19 protein-coding genes are annotated in these 18,934 nt (G+C 54.9%); 2 read left to right on the top strand and 17 right to left on the bottom strand.

The window, feature by feature from the left end; translation table 11 throughout:
- Position 1 precedes the first annotated feature (1 nt).
- From RMS95_RS02300 to RMS95_RS02365, 14 genes are all read right to left on the bottom strand, one after another.
- Positions 2-979, bottom strand: coding sequence for an ABC transporter ATP-binding protein (locus RMS95_RS02300; RefSeq protein WP_310643231.1), 978 nt, complete (start codon positions 977-979; stop codon positions 2-4).
- Entirely contained in the window at positions 976-2,040 is a 1,065-nt protein-coding gene (locus tag RMS95_RS02305; protein WP_310643232.1) for an oligopeptide/dipeptide ABC transporter ATP-binding protein, read from the bottom strand. Before RMS95_RS02305 ends, RMS95_RS02300 begins: the two co-directional genes overlap by 4 nt.
- Complete coding sequence (locus RMS95_RS02310; protein ID WP_310643234.1) at positions 2,040-2,906, bottom strand: ABC transporter permease; 867 nt, start codon at positions 2,904-2,906, stop codon at positions 2,040-2,042. Before RMS95_RS02310 ends, RMS95_RS02305 begins: the two co-directional genes overlap by 1 nt.
- A gap of 9 nt (positions 2,907-2,915) precedes the next feature.
- On the bottom strand, positions 2,916-3,869 hold the full coding sequence (locus RMS95_RS02315) for an ABC transporter permease (protein WP_310643236.1): 954 nt from the start codon (positions 3,867-3,869) through the stop codon (positions 2,916-2,918).
- Positions 3,870-5,483: an ABC transporter substrate-binding protein gene (locus RMS95_RS02320; RefSeq protein WP_310643238.1), complete on the bottom strand. Its 1,614-nt coding sequence runs from the start codon at positions 5,481-5,483 to the stop codon at positions 3,870-3,872.
- A gap of 239 nt (positions 5,484-5,722) precedes the next feature.
- Positions 5,723-6,424 carry a GntR family transcriptional regulator gene (locus RMS95_RS02325; protein ID WP_310643239.1) on the bottom strand — a complete coding sequence of 234 codons (702 nt, stop codon included), beginning with the start codon at positions 6,422-6,424 and terminating at the stop codon, positions 5,723-5,725.
- Entirely contained in the window at positions 6,421-6,795 is a 375-nt protein-coding gene (hpxZ, locus tag RMS95_RS02330) for an oxalurate catabolism protein HpxZ (RefSeq protein ID WP_310643240.1), read from the bottom strand. The genes RMS95_RS02325 and hpxZ overlap by 4 nt, the downstream gene beginning before the upstream one ends.
- On the bottom strand, positions 6,796-8,193 hold the full coding sequence (locus tag RMS95_RS02335; RefSeq protein ID WP_310643242.1) for an AtzE family amidohydrolase: 1,398 nt from the start codon (positions 8,191-8,193) through the stop codon (positions 6,796-6,798).
- A 2-nt stretch (positions 8,194-8,195) separates the two neighbouring features.
- Positions 8,196-8,387 carry an AtzG-like protein gene (locus RMS95_RS02340; protein WP_310643244.1) on the bottom strand — a complete coding sequence of 64 codons (192 nt, stop codon included), beginning with the start codon at positions 8,385-8,387 and terminating at the stop codon, positions 8,196-8,198.
- A complete protein-coding gene (locus RMS95_RS02345) occupies positions 8,384-9,205 on the bottom strand; it encodes an ABC transporter ATP-binding protein (protein ID WP_310643246.1) in 822 nt (273 codons plus the stop codon). The genes RMS95_RS02340 and RMS95_RS02345 overlap by 4 nt, the downstream gene beginning before the upstream one ends.
- 2 nt (positions 9,206-9,207) lie before the next feature.
- Positions 9,208-10,050, bottom strand: a complete 843-nt coding sequence (locus RMS95_RS02350; protein WP_310643248.1) for an ABC transporter permease — start codon at positions 10,048-10,050, stop codon at positions 9,208-9,210.
- A 3-nt stretch (positions 10,051-10,053) separates the two neighbouring features.
- Positions 10,054-11,073: an ABC transporter substrate-binding protein gene (locus RMS95_RS02355; protein WP_310643250.1), complete on the bottom strand. Its 1,020-nt coding sequence runs from the start codon at positions 11,071-11,073 to the stop codon at positions 10,054-10,056.
- Positions 11,074-11,111: 38 nt separating this feature from the next.
- Entirely contained in the window at positions 11,112-12,869 is a 1,758-nt protein-coding gene (atzF, locus tag RMS95_RS02360) for an allophanate hydrolase (RefSeq protein WP_310643252.1), read from the bottom strand.
- A gap of 270 nt (positions 12,870-13,139) precedes the next feature.
- Complete coding sequence (locus RMS95_RS02365) at positions 13,140-14,357, bottom strand: polyhydroxyalkanoate depolymerase (RefSeq protein ID WP_310643254.1); 1,218 nt, start codon at positions 14,355-14,357, stop codon at positions 13,140-13,142.
- 122 nt (positions 14,358-14,479) lie between these two features.
- Between RMS95_RS02365 and RMS95_RS02370 the strand changes: the two genes are divergently transcribed.
- Together RMS95_RS02370 and RMS95_RS02375 are read left to right on the top strand one after the other, a co-directional pair.
- Positions 14,480-15,136 carry a glutathione S-transferase family protein gene (locus RMS95_RS02370; protein WP_310643256.1) on the top strand — a complete coding sequence of 219 codons (657 nt, stop codon included), beginning with the start codon at positions 14,480-14,482 and terminating at the stop codon, positions 15,134-15,136.
- A 2-nt stretch (positions 15,137-15,138) separates the two neighbouring features.
- The gene (locus RMS95_RS02375; protein WP_405023349.1) at positions 15,139-15,588 is read left to right on the top strand and encodes a cupin domain-containing protein; all 450 of its coding nucleotides are present in this window, start codon (positions 15,139-15,141) and stop codon (positions 15,586-15,588) included.
- A gap of 80 nt (positions 15,589-15,668) precedes the next feature.
- Here RMS95_RS02375 and RMS95_RS02380 read toward each other — a convergent pair whose 3' ends face one another.
- The 3 genes from RMS95_RS02380 to RMS95_RS02390 all read right to left on the bottom strand — a co-directional run bounded on the left by RMS95_RS02380 (position 15,669) and on the right by RMS95_RS02390 (position 18,766).
- Positions 15,669-16,250 carry a hypothetical protein gene (locus tag RMS95_RS02380; RefSeq protein ID WP_310643258.1) on the bottom strand — a complete coding sequence of 194 codons (582 nt, stop codon included), beginning with the start codon at positions 16,248-16,250 and terminating at the stop codon, positions 15,669-15,671.
- Between the two features lie 110 nt (positions 16,251-16,360).
- Complete coding sequence (locus RMS95_RS02385) at positions 16,361-17,404, bottom strand: porin (RefSeq protein ID WP_310643260.1); 1,044 nt, start codon at positions 17,402-17,404, stop codon at positions 16,361-16,363.
- A gap of 219 nt (positions 17,405-17,623) precedes the next feature.
- Positions 17,624-18,766 carry a BMP family ABC transporter substrate-binding protein gene (locus RMS95_RS02390; RefSeq protein WP_310643261.1) on the bottom strand — a complete coding sequence of 381 codons (1,143 nt, stop codon included), beginning with the start codon at positions 18,764-18,766 and terminating at the stop codon, positions 17,624-17,626.
- Positions 18,767-18,934 lie beyond the last annotated feature (168 nt).

Consider the following 18,934-nt stretch of genomic DNA (forward strand, 5'->3'; position numbering starts at 1 on the left):
CTCATATGGCTTGAGGCAAAGACACAGGATGCCAACACGCCAAAGCACTGGCGCCAGTCGCCACTGTGGGGGGCACTTCGGTTTGACATTGGGATGTGGCATAGGCGCAGCGTGACGCAAAGCTACAACCGCGCGGCAAATTAGACAAATCAGGCGGCGATCCCGGCACGGCCAGTAGCGGCTTTCCGCGGTTCTCGGCATTCACCGTGGAAGCCAACAAACCTTGGGTGTACGGATGCAGCGGTTGGTTCACGACGTGTGCCACATCGCCCATCTCCACGATGCGACCGGCGTACATCACGGCGATCCGGTCCGCCACTTCAACGGCAGCGCCAATGTCGTGCGTCACAAAAATCACCGACATGCCGGTTTCTTTTTGCAGCTCACGCAAGAGCAACAAAATCTGGATCTGTACCGTGGCATCCAAAGCGGTGGTGGGCTCATCCGCTAACAAGAGTTGCGGCTTGCAGACCAAGGCCAGTGCAATCATGGCGCGTTGACGCATGCCGCCCGACAGCTCGTGCGGGTAAGCATCAAAGCGACGGCGCGCCTGAGGGATTTGCACCCGCTCCAGCATGTGCAGCGCTTGCTGTTGTGCAGTGCGGTGGTCCACGCCATCGTGGGCACGAATGGCTTCCACCATTTGCTGACCGATGGTGTAGACGGGATCAAACGCCAAGCCTGGCTCTTGAAACACCATCGACGCCACACCACCGCGGTACTGATCCAACGCGCGTCCTTGCAAAGACAGCACATCCTGCCCTGCCACCTCAATAACGCCCCCCATGCGCGTGGTGCGTTCGGGATGCAAGCGCAACAAGGTGCGCAACGTCACGCTTTTGCCAGAACCCGACTCCCCCAACAAGCCCAAAACCTTGCCTTGGGCCAAGTCAAAGCTGACTTGATTCAAAGCTTTGGCTTTGCGGTTACCGGTGAACTCAACGGTCAAATTTTGAACAGAAACCAGAGGTTTGGTCATGCCAAGGCCTCCTGCGCGACAGCACCGGTATGACCCGACGTTGCGTCGTTGATGTGGCACGCCACGATGTGTTCTGCATGCCCGCCCACCGGTATGAGTTTGGGCATGACAGAGGCACACACGGCTTGCGCCAAGTTGCATCGGTCACGAAATCGACAACCACTGGGCGGGTTGATCGGGTTGGGTGGATCACCCACCAGAGGCGAATGCAAGGTACGGTTGCTAGGGTCCATCGACGGCACGGCAGACAACAAAGCTCGGGTGTAGGGGTGTGCAGCTTGGCTGTAAATGCGATCCACAGGCCCACGCTCCACCACTTGACCGAGGTACATCACCATCACCTCATCGCTGATGTAGTGCACCACATGCAAATCGTGCGAGATGAACAAATAAGTCAATTGCCGCTCGGCCTTGAGCTCTTGCAACAAATTCAGCACTTGGGCTTGCACAGATTTATCCAAGGCAGCCACGGCCTCGTCCAAGATCACCAAACGCGGGTGAAAGGCCAAGGCCCGTGCAATGTTCACACGCTGACGCTGACCACCCGACAACTCATGCGGGTAGCGCGATGCAAATTGATCGGGCTCTAAGCCCACACGTGCCAACAAGGCGCGCGCCTCTTGCATCGCCGTTTTCTCGTTCATGCCGTGCACTTGCGGCCCATAGGCAATGGTCTCGACGATGGTCAATCGCGGGTTGAGTGACGCAAATGAATCTTGAAACACCATTTGCAAATTACGGCGAAATTCTTTCAATGCCAAGCCGCCATATTCGGCGACACCTTCACCATCGAACACCATGCTGCCGCTGTCAGGCGGCATCAAGCCTGCGATCAGTCGTGCGGTGGTGGACTTGCCACAACCTGACTCACCGACGATACCCAAGGTTTTGCCCTTCATGACCGAGAAGCTCACGCCGTCAACGGCATGTACAAATTTGCGTTCACGCTCAAAAATACCAGCACGCACGGGAAAGTGCTTGGTCAAATCATTGACCACCAACAAAGGTTGCGCGGGACCGCCTCGGTCTTGCACCTCAAGCACAGAAGAAGCAGTGGTCATCATCGGCGAATGTCCATGGCAGAGCGAACCCCATCGGCCAACAAGTTGAAGGCAATGGAGGTCATGAAAATAAAGGCGCCGGGCAAAGCGGCAATCCACGGGTTGTTGTAAATCGCAGAGCGCAAGGTGTTGAGCATCAAGCCCCACTCGGGCTCAGGCGGCTTCACGCCCAAACCTAGGAACGACAAGCCAGAAGCCAAGATCATGCTGACGCTCAGCAAACCTGTGGCGTACACAAACACAGGCCCCAACACGTTGCCCAGCACATGCACGCGAATGATGGAGAACGAACTCGCTCCGCTCATCCGCGCTGCCTCGATGTAATCGAGCTTGCGCACTTGGGTGGTCACGCTTTCAGCCACACGCACCACCTGCGGAACAAACACCAAGGTCAAGGCGATCAAGCTGTTGCTCATGCCAGGCCCCAAAGCGCCCGAAATGGCGACAGCCAGTAAAACGGATGGAAAGGCGTAAAACACATCCAACACACGCATGATGACCATGTTCACGCGCCCACCCACATAGCCTGCAAACAAGCCGATGCTGGTACCCATGAAAAACGCAGCGAACACGGGCACCACGCCCATCAGCAAGGACAAACGGCCGCCGTACATCAGACGCGTCACCATGTCGCGCCCCAACTCATCGGTGCCCAACCAATAGCCAGGGCTACCGATGGGCAACAAGCGTTTGAGCATGCTGGCTTTGAACGGGTCAGCCGGTGCCAACCACGGCGCAAACACCGCGGCACAGATGATGAGCAAAAGCACCACCGCGCTCGCCATGGCGACAGGCTCTTGCCGCAACTGGCGGGCCACCACATGCCAATAGCTGCGGCTAGGAATGGAAGATGTTGTAGAAGTCATGTCGTACGCTCAACCACGGCCCATGCGCGGATCGATCAGTGGCTGCAAGATGTCCACCAACAAATTCAACACCACAAAGAACATGCACAACACCAACAAGGTTCCCTGCAACAAAGGCATGTCACGCTGAAAAATGGCGGTGTTCAACAAGAAGCCTGTGCCCGGCCACGCAAACACGGTCTCCACCAAGATCGAGCCACCCATGAGGTAGCCCACTTGCAAGCCCGCCACGGCCAACACCGTCGGTGCCGTGTTTTTGGCCACATGGCGAAACACGGCCATGCCGCTTAAGCCTCGGGCACGCAGGGCCACCACAAACTCCTGCTCCAGCATGTCCGCCACCAAGGCGCGCACGGTGCGGGTGATGATGCCCATCGGAATCACCGACAAGGTGACCGCAGGCAACACCAAGTAACGCATGTGGTCCCAGTCCCACGACCAATCGGCGGAGCCCCCGGGGCCTGCACCCATCGCCGGAAACCAACCCAGCCATGTTGAAAAAATAATCGTTAACACCAAACCGAGCCAATAGTGGGGAATGCTCACCCCCACCACAGACAACACGGTGGCAGCGCGATCGATGCCGCTGCCGTGTTTGTATCCCGCCAGCGCCCCTAGCACGCAGCCCACCAGCACCCCCAATGCAGAGGCAATGCCAGCCAGCAACAAGGTGTTGCCGACAGCGCCAAAGACTTCGGTCACCACCGAGCGCCCAGAGGCGATGGAGGTGCCCAGGTCGCCCTGCAGTGCGCGCCACAGCCAAAGGCCGTATTGCACAGGCACAGGACGGTCCAAGCCATAAGCGCTTTTGAGGGCTTCAATCACGTCAGCCGGAGCGTCAGCGGGGGCAATGGCATTGAGCGGATCGCCCGGCGCCAAGTACACCAACATGAACGACACCACGGTGACGCTGAGAGCGATGGGTAAGGCGTACAAGAGACGCTTGAGGATGTAGGTCAGCATTTATTTCATGCGAATGGTGGTGAGGTCTTGGAACCAGTGTTGTGCTTGCACAAACTCTTGCACCTTGGGCGACATGGCGTGTGGGTTCACGTCATGCACCACCCACAGCATGAGCGCATCGTCCACCATGCGTTCGTGAATTTCAGCGAGCAGCTTGTCTTGAATCTTGGTGTCGAAATTCTTGCGAATCGTGTCAATTGCACCGTCCACTTTGGGGTTGTTGTAGCCACCCCAGTTCACACCGTTGGGCGCGATGTAACGGCTGTCCACAAAGCGCGTGATGGCATAGAACGGATCGGCGGTGACGTAACCCAAGTTGATGGCGCTGATGCCCTTGCCAGCGTTCATCTCCGCCTTGGCGCCATTGCGCCAGTGCAGGTACAAGTTCTCCAACTCAACCACTTCAAACTCGAGCTGAATGCCCACCTCGGCCAAGCTTTGCTGAATGAACTCATTCATGGGCAAGGACAACATTTGCCCTGTTCCACCTTGCGCGATGATGACTTTGGCTTTGAGCGGTTTGGCAGGGCTGTAGCCTGCTTGCGCCATCAAGGCTTTGGCAGCTTTGACGTCGTAACCGATCTTGAACGATGGCTTGCCAAACCACGGGCTGGTGCTGTCGAGTTGGCCTTTGGCGGGCGTGGCCAAACCATTGAGCAACTTCACAATCGCCTCACGGTCAATCGCCAAGTTGGCGGCCTTGCGCACGCGGATGTCAGTCCAAGGCGAGCCGGGCAAGGTGGAGAAGTGATAAGGCCACACATGCGGCGTGACGTTTTGAACCAGCTTGAAACCCGAACTCTTGAGCTGAGGCAACACATCAGGCGGTGGTGTTTCAATGATGTCGACCTGACCATTCAACAAGGCGTTGGCACGGGTCATGGCATCTGGGATGGGCATCAAGATGATGCGGTCGGTCTTGGCCATGCGGGTCTTGTCCCAATAGGCCACGTTCTTGACCAACTCTGCGCGTTCGCGTGGCACCAGCTTATCGAGCTTGAAGGGGCCTGTGCCAGAGGGTTGGCTGGCAATCTTGCTCCAATCGTGCCCAAGCTTTTCCCACTGTGCAGGACTGGAAATCAAGAACCAAGGCAACTGGTACGGAAAGAGGGCATCCACATCTTTGGTAGTGATCTCCACGGTGTACTCATCCACCACGCGATACGACGCAATCGACGGAATACGGGGGCGCACTTGGGCACTTTGCTTGGCGTCAAACTGGGGCGACTTGTCGGCCAAGACTTTGTCTAAGTTCCACACCACGGCGTCAGCTTTGAGCTCAGACCCATCATGGAACTTCACACCTTTACGCAAGGTGAACAACCATTTCTTGTTGTCTTTGGCGTCGACCTTCCAAGCGCTGGCCAAGCCTGGCACCAACTTGCCTGGACGGGTGCCGATGTTGGCCTCCCACGCAACAAGGGGGTCATACAAGGTGTGGCCCGTGAATTGGTAAGCCCCCGCACCGCGATCAGGTTGTCCCGTCGTCAATGGAATATCGGCCATCGAGATGCCGTAACGTGCCACGGTCTCGGCATGCAAACCGGTGTGCAGCAGCAGCGCCATAGGTAAGGCGACCAGCCATCGAGGAAGTTGCTTGTGAACAGATTGCATGAAGGGCTCCAATGTGAAAAGAACACTTCATGGATTGCATGCAACGTGCCAAGGTTTGTTTTTTCCTGATGTTTTTTAAAGTGCCTTGATTTCAAAACGTTTTTTCAAAATTGCACATCTTCTCTGCTGAAAATAAACAATCATTGTGCAAATTTAAGCGCGAGACTTGCATGCAAGCGCACCAAAAATGAACACCCTCAGCGTGCATGCACACAAGTTGTGTGCAAACCAACAGGCGGTCAAGACGCTGCCAGTCGTCGTGCTTGGTGTATTTGATGCAAAGTGATGTTGCGCACTTGCGACTGACTGGCTTGGATGTGCAAGGTCAGCACATCTTTGACAACATGGGCTTGTTGGCTCAGCACGGCCTGCAAGATACGACCGTGCTCCACGTAGGTGGCTTGGATGCGGTCTTGCAAGGTGAAGTCCAAACGCCGAACGCTGCGAATGCGTTCGCTGATCTCGCGGTGAACGCGCAACATTTCAGGGTTGCCACAGGCTTGCACCAAGGCAAGATGAAAGGCCTCATCCCACTCAGCGACACGCGCACGGTCTGTGCAACGCTCACACTCGTCGACCATCCAGATGCTGGCTTGTTCAGCCAACACGCTCACATCCACGGCATACGCTGCGGGATGACACAAGCGGTAAACCGCCGTGGTTTCGATCAAGATGCGCAAATCGTAAAGATGGTCGAACTTGTCAAAGTCAAACGGCTTGACTTCCCACCCGCTGCGAAAGTGCACATCCACAAAGCCTTCTTGGCGCAAACGAAACAGCGCTTGCCGAACCGGCGTGCGTGACACCTGATGTCGATCGCATACCTCCATCTCGGTGAAGCGATCACCTGGCAGCCAACGGAATTCAGAGATGTCGCGTTTGAGTTGCTCATACACCGCATCCGCGCGCGATGGGTCACGCACCGGATGCTTGGCACTCATGCCAACAAGCTGACGTGGGCGGCGACGACGCGCCAGCCGTCAGGTGTACGCACCCAAGTTTGGCTTTGGCGCCCCGTTCGTTCGCTGCCCAGCCGACGGAATTCTGTATTGGCCGTCGCAAAGTCGCGACCATAGGTGGTGATGACGATGTTCATGCGCTCACGCGCCAAACCTTGTGAAGGCCTGCTGACTCGGAACGCTTGGATGGCCGCATAGCCATACAAATTCTCGGTCGCACCGTAGCGCAAGGTGTGTGGGCTGTTGTGAAACAGCTCATCCAACACCTCCACCTCGTTGTGCACCAAGGCATGCTCATAGCGCTCAAAGGCGACGCTGACCTCAGCGAGCACATCGGGTAAGTTGATGTCCATTTAAAACCCCACTTTTTTCAAACCTGCTGCACCACTTTGCGACAGCACATGGGCCACACGAAATGCAGCCTCTTCACGCCAAGGCGCGGCAATCACCTGCACGCCAATGGGCATGCCCTCGGTGCCGCTGGGCCACATCGGTGCCGCCACCACTGGGCAGCCTGCAAATGAAATGGGTTGCGTGAGCAAACCCATGGCCGCACGGCTGGGCAACTGTTGACCATTCAGGTCCAACCACTCGGTGCCAATCACTGGCGCGCTAACGGGCGTAGCGGGTGCCAACAGCACATCCCACTGCTCAAACAAGGTATTCACCTTATCGCGGTAGACACGTCGAAAGCGTTGGGCCTGCACATACCAAGCGGCTGGCTGCAAAGCCCCCGCAATGAAACGGTCCACCGACAAAGGCTCCATCGCATCCGCCTGTGTGCGCAAATGATCCAGGTGCAACTGCCCACCTTCGCTGGCCGTGATGATGAAGGCTGCCGCACGGGCCAAAGCGGCTTCAGGCCAAGCCACCGTTTGCGTCACCCCCAGCGCATGTGCGGCGTCTTGCACCACCTGACGCGCAGGCGCTGTGGCGTTGTCGTGAAAATACCCATCCAAAACGCCGATGCGTAAGCCATGCAAGCCTTGATGCAAGGCAGACGACACGGGCTCCACACGCTTGGCGTGGCAACCTGGGTCATGCGCATCCACACCTTGCAAGGCGTCATAGGCCAAGGCCAATCCTTGCAGCGAGTCGGCAAACGGCCCAAGGTGGTCAATGCTGTGCACGAATGGGTAGGTGCCGCGCCGTGACAAGCGCCCAAAGGTGGGCTTTAAACCCCACACGCCACACAACGAGGCGGGCACACGGATCGACCCATTGGTGTCGGACCCCAAGGACAACGGCACTTGCCGTGCTGCCACCGAGGCACCCGAGCCCCCCGAAGAGCCACCTGCAATTCGGGAGAGGTCGTGCGGGTTGTGACTCGGGCCGTAATGCGTGTTCTCGGTGGTGAAGCCATAGGCGAACTCGTCCATGTTCAAGGCCCCCACCAACACGGCACCCGCTGCTTGCATCTGCTGCACCAAGAAGGCGTCTGCCTGGGCGGGTGGGTCGGTTTGATTCACGGTCGACCCTGCCAAGGTGACCGTGCCTTGGATGTCGTACAGGTTCTTCACCGCATAAGGCACGCCAGCCAAGGGGGGCAGTGTCTCGCCCCGCGCACGGCGTTGGTCGATGGCTTTGGCCTCTTGCGCGGCGCGTTCAAAGCAAGGTGTGGTGAAGGCGTTGACTTGCGCATCGGTTCCTTCAATGCGCTGTATGTAAGCCGCCAAAATCTCGCTGGCGGTGAACTGCCCCTTGGCAATGCCTTGGGCCACGGCCTCGGTGGAAAGTTGTTGTGTATCCATGGTCAGTGCGGCTTGGGGCAAAAGATTTCGGCAGGCTCATCGGCAGGCGTGAGGTGCGCACCTTCCAGCATCTGAGCCATAGCCACAGTGCGGTGTAGATGGGCTGCCACACGCGCTGCACGCTCAGCCTCTAACGGAATGCCGAGGGTCTTGGCGTTGGTGAGCACAAAGGCCAAGGTGTCTTGCTCTGTCATTTGCGCACCTCACGTTGGAAGATTTCAAGGCTCAGCTTCTTGGCATCGATGAAGCTGGGTTGGGTCAGCGTTTCGATGGTGCGCGGGCGCGCATCGTTGTAATCCAAAATTTCTGCCACTTGGGTGGGCCGTTTGGTGAGCAGCAAGATTTGATCTGCCAAATACACGGCCTCTTCCAAGTCATGCGACACCAGCAACATCGTGGTGCCGGTTTGCATGAAGACGTCTTGCAGCTTTTCGCGAATGAACAAGGTCATCTCAAAGTCCAACGCAGAAAACGGCTCATCCAAAAACAGCACTTCCGGCTTGGGTGCCAAGGCCCGCATGATCGAGGCTGTTTGTTGCTGGCCACCGGACAACTCATAGGGGTAGCGGTTGAGGTCAAACTTCACATCGAACGAAGCCACCAACTCGTCCATGCGCTGCGCCACTTCCGCTTTGGACTTGCCTTCCAACTTGAGCGGATACGCAATGTTGTCAATGGTGCGCATCCACGGGAACATGGCTTCGCGGTAGTTTTGAAAGACATAGCCAATTTTGGTGTCGCTCAACGACTTGCCATCAAACAAAATCTCCCCGCTGTCGATCGGAATCAAACCCGCGATCATGTTGATCAAGGTGCTTTTGCCGCAACCGTTGGGGCCAAACACCGAGACGATCTTGTTCTTAGGAATGTCTAAGTTGAAGTTCTCATACAGCGGCCAGCCTGCAAAGTACTTGGTCATGTTGCGGATGGTGATGTGCGTGCCCACAGGGCCCGGCACAAAAGGCGTGGGCGCAGGATCGGGGGCGATCATGGGGTTTAAGACGACGCTCATGTTTATCTCCCGCTCCAATGCACGATGCGTTTTTCAAGCACCAAAAACACAATATTCAGCACATAGCCCAAGGCACCCGCCGCCAAGATGGAGGCATACATGTCACGCACATTCATGACCTGTTGCGAGTCGATGATGCGGTGGCCTAAGCCGCGCTCTGAGCCAATGAACATCTCAGCCACGATGACAATCACCAAAGACATCGACACCGCGCTGCGCAAGCCGACGAACGTGGGTTGCAAGCTCTCCCAAATCAGCACATCTTTGAAGATCTGCCAACGCGTGGCCCCCATCACTTTGGCAGCCATGACGCGTTGCTTGCGCGCATTGATCACGCCATAAGCGCTGTTGAACAACACGATCAAGAGCGCACCAAATGCGGCAATGGCCACCTTGTTGATGTCAGACACACCAAAGATCATCAAGAACAAAGGGATCAATGCCGACGACGGTGTGGATCGGAAGAAATCAATCACAAACTCCACGCTGCGGTAAGCCCGCTCATTGCTGCCGAGCAACACGCCCACAGGCACCCCTACCACGGCGGCAATTAAAAAAGCCTCCAGGGTGCGCAGCAAGGTGTAGGCAAAGTCGCCGGACAAGCTGCCACCCGCCATGCCCACAAACAGGGTGCTGAGCGTGGTCCAAGGCGAGGGCAACAAGATAGGCGGTATCAGCTTGAAGCGGACCACCATATCCCATATGACGAACAACACCAAGGGGCCCAGCATGGGCATCAAACGCCAAGGACTCCAGCGGCTGGCCGTTGGAACCACAGTTGGCACGGGCGACGCCAAGCCCTTTTGTGCGGCGTTCATGAAAACAGCGGTGGAGGCTTCGTGCATGGCTTAGCCTTTGTAGAGCATGGAGTCGACCAACAGACGCGAGGGGAAGATGCCCTTGTCTGAGAACAGGTCAAAGAACTTCTGGAAGTACGCAATGTCCTTGGCGGTGAACTCGTTGTACATGGTGTAGGCCGCCATGGGCACCTCGGCAGTCAGCGCGCCTTCAATGGCGGTGTAGCCCTTGAGGTATTGACGAGACTCCGTGGCGTTGCTGCGCACATAGGCAATGCCTTTGGCGTACGCTGTAACGAACTTCTTGGTCTCCACGGGGTACTTCTTCACGAAATCGGCCGTCAATGACGCAGAACCCCCGAACCAAGGTGCCATCGCATCGCCCAAGATGTATTTAGAAATCACGCCAGCCTCCAACACGCGGGTGGTGTTGTTCAACCGACCAATGGTGCCTGTGGGCTCCAAGGTGTAAACGGCATCGACTTGCCCTGCGGCCAATGCGGCGACGTGCTGGCTGATCGGCAACTCAATGACCGTGGCGCCTGTGGCACCCGCGCGCTCTAAAACAGTACGGGCCAAGGTCAAGTTTTGAATGCCGGGGCCGGACGCCACTTTTTTGCCTTTGAGCTCCGCCATGGTTTTGACGGGGCTGGCCAAGGGCACCAAAAACTCGTCCAACACATGCGTCACGTTGCTGGGGTTCGAGGCAAAGATCTTGAAGGTCCCGGGCGCGGCCAATTCACCAATGGCCAAGTTGGCCGATCCGGTGCCGTTGGCGCTGCCATCGCAACGACCTGCCAACATGGCTTCCATGATCTGTGCTGCCCCAGCGAACTTGACACCCTCAACGTCGAGCCCTGCTTCTTTGAAGTAGCCCTTTTCCAACGCCGCATAAAACGGCAAACCAGCCGCAATGGGCCAATAGCCAATGCGAATCTTCGGGGTGCTTTGCGCACTCACAATGGCAGGCGCACCTAAAACGCCCAACGCAGCTGTAGCAGCACCGGCTTGCAACAGCTTGCGGCGTGATGTGGTGACTTGTGTGTCTGTGGTGTTGAGGTTGGCAGTCATGAAAGCTCCTAGACGTGGATAAAAAAGGGAATGAAAAATCAGGCGACCGCTGACGTGAGGCTCGCGATATACGCGCGCCAACCGCCAAAATCTGTGATGTCTGTGGCGCCGATCAAGGCTTGAGGCTCACAAAGAAAACCTTGAACGGTTGAACCGTCCGCAAGTTGCAATGTGCCAATGCCCAGTGGTGAAGGAATCAACGCGACGAAGGAGCCGAAGTGCGCCAAGGGCATTTCCCAGATCTCTAATGCGATGGGTGCGCCCTGCCCAGCTTGAACGCGCAACAAACCTGGCTTAGGAGGTTGAGCGTTAGGTAACGCAAAGAATCGGTAATCGGGTTCCGTGTGTGCAGGTCCAATCAAGCGTGCACCGCGCTCCGTCAACTGAACGTTCAAAGGCATGCCACTCAAGTGCGCCCCAACCACAGCAACACGAACTGTGTCTGGCGCTGTCAGTCCTGCAATGGCTTGAGGCGCTGGCAGTGGCACATCTGTCGCACCTTGCAGCAAGTCCGTGGCGTGGTGGTAGCGCTGGCCTAGCTCAGCCAATTGCCAGTCACTGCCAGCGCGTCCAATCAAGGTGATGCCAAAGGGCAACCCATCAGGGCGAATTTGGCTGGGCACAGACAGCGCAGCGTAGTCAAACAAATTGACGAAGTTGGTGTACTGCCCCAAATTGCGATTGAGCACCACAGGGTCTGCTTGCATTTGCGCCATCGTGTAATGCGTGGGCGCGGTAGGAACGAGCAACACATCGATGTGTTGCCACATGCGCTCCGCTTGTTTTTCGAGGCGCTTGAGTTCAATCTCGGCACGGATGTAATCAGCCGCGCTGTACTGACGGCCTTTGGCGATGATGCTGCGAACGGGTTCGACGACTTCTGTTTCGTGCGCATCAAAGAACGTTTGAATCGCGGCGTAGCGTTGACTCACCAACGCGCTTTCGTAAAGCATGTTGGCCGCTTGTGACAAAGGTGCGTAATCGATGGTGACGGCCTGTCCACCCAAACGCGTCAAGTTCTGGATCGACTGTGCAAACGCAGCTTCAGCCAAAGCATCACCAAAAAAGTTCAACGCATTTGGTACACCAAATCGAAAACTGAGTGGCAGCGGTTGAGACGCCATCGCCACACGACATGAAAATGGGTCGGCGTCGTCATAGCCCATGCAGGCACCCAACACTTGCGCCGCGACAGACACCGTACGCGCAAAGATCGACACGCAATCTACGTTTTGGGCAGCAGGCACCACACCCCGTGCAGAAATCAAACCACGCGAAGGCTTCAAGCCCACGATGTTGTTCAGGCCCGCGGGCACACGGCCAGAGCCTGCGGTATCGGTCCCTAAAGCAAAGTCCACCTGCCCCGTGGCGACCACATAGACAGAGCCTGAACTGGAGCCGCCCGAGACATACGCAGCATCAAAGGCATTCGGCACCGCACCATAAGGAGAACGTGTGCCGTTCAGACCACATGCGAATTGATCGAGGTTAGTTTTGCCCTGCAAAACAGCCCCTGCATGCAGAAGACTCTGAACGACTTGGGCATTTTCAAATGCCGCATAAGCAAATGCAGGGCAACCTGCCGTGGTCGTGAGACCCAACACATCCATGTTGTCTTTGACCGCAAAGCTCAAACCTTGCAAAGGCCCCAAGTCCGCCACCGACAACGCAGCGTTCGCCTGCGCTGTCTGTGACACGCGTGTGATCCACGCGGCATCACCGGCTTGGTTCAACGCAGCGTCTGTACTGCGCGTGATTGCTGTGAACTCTTGTGACACCATCTTTGTGCATCCCATCTTGTATTCAAGATCGAATGCAAGGCGTGTGCCAAGTTTTGATCAGATGGTTTTTTTCACCACAACACGACAGTCGCCACAGAAAAAAGCAGATGTGCCGAGCAATTGCCGGAACGAACCCAGCGCTCGAGGCTTGTGCACACCACACTTCATACAACTCATGGTTTCACCCGTACGCATTCCTTCATAAGGGGATCCTGATTTTTTAGATTTATAGCGAAGCCCATCACTAGAAATCATTGTTTTCTCTGTCAATGCCGACCCCATACGTCAATTGGCTGAGCGGATCATGTTGCGCACAACAGGATAGATCTGAGCTTCCCAACGGCGGCCGTTGAACACCCCATAGTGACCCACACCCGCTTGCAGATGGTGCGTTTTTCGGTACGCAGGCAAGAGGCTGCACAGGTCTTGTGCGGCCAAGGTTTGACCCATGCCGCAAATGTCATCGCGCTCGCCTTCGACGGTGAGCAAAAAGGTTTTACGGATCGCCTTCATATTCAGAGCTCGGCCTTTGTAGGTCAAGAGCCCCTTGGGTAAAAGGTGCTCTTGAAACACATTCTTGACCGTCTCTAAATAAAAAGGCCCCGACAAATCCATGATGGCGAAATACTCTTTGTAGAAGTCGCGAATCAAATCGGCTTTTTCGTCCTCACCATTCACGCGATGTTCATACAAAGTTTTGAAGGACTGGCGATGACGGTCTAGGTTCATGTTCAAAAACGCCATCAGCTGCATGAAGCCCGGGTACACGCGTCGCCCCACCCCTTTGAAATGCAGAGGCACCATGCCCACGAGTTTTTGCTCAAACCATTCAATCGGTTTGGTCATGGCCAGCTCATTGACTTGTGTGGGGTTGACGCGTGTATCAATCGGACCAGCCATCAGCGTCAAACTGGCGGGTTGGCAATCGCTGCGGTCTTCCGCCATCACGGCGGTTGCAGCCAAACAAGCCACAGTAGGCTGGCACACGCCCATCAAATGGGTATTCGGCCCCAAGTGCTGCATGAACCAAATGATGTGTTCGATGTACTCATCCAAACCAAAAACACCCTCGCTCATCGGAATATCACGGATGTTGCGCCAATCGGTCAGGTACACCTCGTGGTCTTGCACCATGGTTTGCACCGTGCCGCGCAGCAAGGTGGCGAAGTGGCCTGACATCGGCGCAACCAACAAGACCTTGGGTAAATCCACCGCGTCTTCGCGCTTGAAACACATGAGGTCACAAAACGGGGTGCTGTACACCTTGCTCTCGCGCACTGGCACGGCCACACCTGTCGCGTTCATCACGGGTGCAATGTTGAACTCTGGGCGCACATGCGTAAACCCCAGCAGCGCGATCTGTTCGTAATACGCCGCCATGCGCTGCAAAGGTGTGATGCGCTGGCCATCAAACCACGTCAGGCTGATGTCGCGTGCGTGCGCTGCAAATTGTCGAATGGGGTCGGACAGGTCTGCCACCACTTGGTAGTTCTGATAAATCATCACGGCCTCTTTCATCACCCGCAGGTGCTGTGTATCTCACATCGTTGGTGCAAGAGCCGTGCCACGCATGGCATATCTTTTGCAAGGTTTGAGTCACACCCACCACACAAAGATCAAACACCATGGCCAAGACCACGCTCACCCTCAGCAGCAAGAACTACTCCTCTTGGTCACTGCGAGGCTGGCTGATGGTCAAACTCGCAGGCCTTGCCTTCGAGGAAGTACCTGTGGCAACCGACAACGTCGATGCACGCGCAGAGCTTTTGTTGCTCTCACCCTCCATCCTCGTACCTTGCTTAGAACATGGCAAAGCAAAGGTGTGGGACACCTTAGCCATGGGTGAGTACCTCAACGAGATCGCACCAAAAGCAGCACTGCTGCCCACCAACGCGGTGCACCGCGCACATTGCCGGTCCATTTGTGGCGAGATGCATTCGGGCTTTTCAGCACTGCGTGCATCATTGCCCATGAACATCAAAGGCCATTTCAAAAAATTCAAAGTGTGGTCAAAAGCACAACTTGACATTGACCGCGTGCTCTTCATCTGGCGCGATTGCCTCACCAATTACAAAGGTCCGTTTTTATTTGGCAAGAAGCCCACACTCGCGGACTGCATGTTCGCCCCCGTGGTGACACGCTTCATCACCTATGGCATTGCCCTCGATCCTGTGTGCGCAGCCTATTGCCAGAAAATTTTGTCGATGCCCGAGATGAAGGAGTGGATGGCAGCCGCAACTGCAGAGCCAGACGATATTGAAGAACTTGAAGTGGAGTTTTAACCATGAGTACCGCCGTTTCTAAAACCATTGCTTACGAAAGTCACACCGACTTCTCTCACGTCAAACCCGAAGACACCCAGTTCTTACCCGGCGGTTTGCGCGACTTCTTTTTATACCGTGACTTAGGCGTCGCCAAAGCCACACGCGGCAAGGTGATTGCACACATCGCCAAAGCCAACATGCCACCTGACAACGGGACAGGTTGGCACTACCACGTGGCTGAATTTCAGATCGTCATCATGCTCAAAGGCTGGGCAAGATTTATGTACGGCGAAACTCCGACGCTGGTCTCTGCCGGCGACTGCGTGCATCAACGCCCCGGCATCGTGCACTACTTGTTCGACTACGCGCCTGATATGGAGTATCTTGAAATTGTGGGACCTGCTGACTTTGAGTCGATTCCTGTCGAAGGGCCTTGTGCGGTGCCACAAATTACGCCTTGGGTGAAGTGACTGTCTCTCTCGCAAAGAACATAAAAAGACCACCTGAGGGTGGTTTTTTTATTGACTGAGCTGATGCTCGCAACTCACGACTAGTCCATCAACTTCATCACACACATTCCGAAATTTTCTGTACCTTTACGGAGTCCAATTTCTTCACATTTTTTCTGCGCTTCATCAAAGCCAAATGTTCTCTTATTTCCACGGTTCGGTTCGAGTTGAGTCATGCTGACTTTGATGGCGCTGGGATATAGATGGGATGGAGCATTGCTGTCATTGCTAAAAAATGGAGATCTTGACGATTTAGCGCCCCCGATGACTAATTTCCCAAGCCCACCCAAATCTCCGATCACTTGACCGTCTACTTGCTGACCAATCGATACCTTTACTTTTCTGTATCCTTCTTTTTGACAAGTCACTTGAATCGGGGATTCTGATGTGAGTACATCTACCGCCCCAGGAGTCATGACCGACCAAGCACCTTTATCGTTGGTCAATTCACACCTAGCACCATTGACAATCGCGCCGTCGGATAACAAAGCTGTGACATGAACTTGTTGTTTTTCTTCTTCAGAAGGGACGGATGCACAAGAACACAAAGCGAGTAAGGCCAGCATTGCGACACACTTAAAAATAGAATTTGCATCGCTCGCTTGGTTGGATTTTTTATTCATTTAAATCTACCCTCTGTTCATTGATAAGTCACGGTAAAAAACCCATCCCTCTTGCGAGCAATGGGTTTTTATGCTTCTAAGTATCTATCTGGCCTATACCAATTTAAAAATTAGAAACCGAAGCGATAGCCAACAGCGACTGTGCTGTATGTACCTGCAGAGCTAACAGCAACAGTTTTGTTGTCAGTTGCTGTGTAACGGGCATAGACGGCTGAAGTGGCTTGAGTGTCCAAGAAGTAGTCGTAGCCTAATGAGTAGTAATCGGCAGTGTTAGATGTAGAACCCGCCACAGCCTTGTTGTCTTTATACGTACCCAACGTGAGGGACATCTGATTTTGTCCTTTTACATACACTGCGCTTAAGGCTGTGTGCGTGCGATCTGCGACAGCACCGCTATCCGCTTTTTGTGTGTCGTAGAGCCCCATCACTTTCAAGCCACCGCCCACGTTATAGCTAGCGCCCAAAGAATTAACAACGTAGTCCTTTGTCGCGCTCAATGATGCGTTAGCAGCATTAGCGTTGCCGGTAGCGCCACCAGCCACTTCGTTTTTCAAAGAAGCAAAACCCACAGACAGAGGGCCATTGTTGTAACTCAAGCCGTATTCGGTGACACCCGCAGTATTTTGCGCGGTTGAGCCATCCGTATTTTTGGCAGAGTACAGCAGCGACGCTTTGAAGCCATTGAAGGTCGGTGTGGTGTATTTGGCAGTGTTGTCGAAACGAACCACACTGTTTGCGTAAGTTCCAAAACTGCTGCCAACTGCTGTGCCATATGGTTGGTAAAACAACGTGTTAAAAAACGTAGCCGTATTCACACGACCAGCTTGAATCATGCCGAAGCCACCAGTCAAACCAGCCTGAACCTCACCGTTAGCCCAGGTCGTGGTATTTTTTGCAGCAACGCCTGGATTAAAGAAGTCAGTTTCAATTGTGAAAATACCTTTGATCCCGTTACTCAAAGGCACATCGCCTTTGATAACAACGCGAGTCAGATCCGCGTAGGAGCCATCTACCGTATTGGTTGTCAGGCTAGGAGTTTTGGTGCTAGCGTAGCCTAAGTCAAAAACACCACTGATGCTTACATCAGCGTGGGCACTCATTGCAGCCACAGAGAGTGCTGAAATAATGAATGGGCGCAGGGAACTTTTTTTCATGGAAACTCCTTAAGTTAGTTGCGTTCAACGCGCAATACCTAACGCAATTTCCAAGCCAAATAAAACAACTCTGTCAACATGCATCTCGCATCAACTGCGTGCATACATTCACACCAGCGAATGCTTAGCCACCAACTGTGTGCACAAACGCACTGAGATGAATCTTTGAAAATAAAAAAGCCACCCGAAGGTGGCTTTTAAAAGAACCGTATCAACGATTTACTTAGCGCCAGGCACTTTACCTTCCACGCCTTTGACGTAGAAGCCCACACCGCTCAGGAACTTATCGTCGGCGACTTCATCCTTCTTCAACACTTCTTTGCCTGTGTTGTCGAGCAATGGTCCTTTCCAGATGACGAAGCTGCCATCTTTCAAACCTGCTTTGACTTGTTCCACTTTGGCTTTGGTGTCAGCTGGCACGTCTTCAGCGATGGACACGATGTCAATCGCGCCGTCTTTCACGCCAGACCAGGTGTGACCGCCGCCTGTCCACTTGCCTTCCAAGGCTTGACGGGTGGCGTTGATGTAATAAGGCGTCCAGTTGATCACGGCAGAAGCCAAGTGGGCTTTGGGGCCGTAAGCAGTCATGTCAGAGTCCCAACCAAAAGCGCGCTTGCCTTTGTCTTGGGCTGTTTTCAACACGGCAGGAGAGTCGGTGTTTTGGAACAAGATGTCAGCGCCACCGTTGATCAGCGATGTGGCGGCTTCTGTTTCTTTCGGTGGATTGAACCACTCGTTGACCCACACCACTTTGGTCTTGACCTTGGGGTTGCTCGATTGCGCGCCCAAGGTGAAGCTGTTGATGTTGCGGATAACTTCAGGAATCGCGATAGAGGCCACCACACCCAAGGTGTTGGTTTTGGTCATCTTGCCTGCGATCACGCCTGCCATGTATGCGCCTTCGTAAGTGCGGCTGTCGTAGGTGCGCATGTTGGCAGCTTGCTTGTAGCCTGTGGCGTGCTCAAACTTCACATCGGGGGTATCAGCCGCCACTTTGAGCATGGGCTCCATGTAGCCAAAGGTGGTGCCAAACACCAGCTTGTTGCCTTGACCGACCATGTCACGAATCACGCGCTCAGCATCCGCCGACTCGGGCACGTTCTCGACAAACGAGGTTTGGATCTTGTCGCCGAACTCTTTTTCCAAGGCCTTGCGTGCGTTGTCGTGCGCAAACGTCCAGCCGCCGTCGCCCACAGGGCCGACATAGGCGAATGCAATTTTCAATGGCTCGGGCTTGGCCGCAGCAGCAGGCGCTTCAGCAGGCTTGGCTTCTTCTTTTTTGCCACAGCCCACCAGCACCGCAGCCGCTACAGCGCTCAAAGCAGCAACGTGCATCCAACGACGTTTGAACATGTCAGTCATGAAATTTCCTTTGAAAGAGAGGTTAAGTAAGGGCGGATTCAAGGACGAAGTGCAACAAAGATGAACTGGTTATAGGTGGCTGAGGATGCGAGAGCATCATGGCCGCTTTAACCGCCAAATCGAAATTGCCCAATGTACAAGCACCTCAGCCGAGAAGAACGATACCAA

Source organism: Limnohabitans sp. (assembly GCF_031539175.1).
Classification (GTDB): domain Bacteria; phylum Pseudomonadota; class Gammaproteobacteria; order Burkholderiales; family Burkholderiaceae_C; genus Limnohabitans.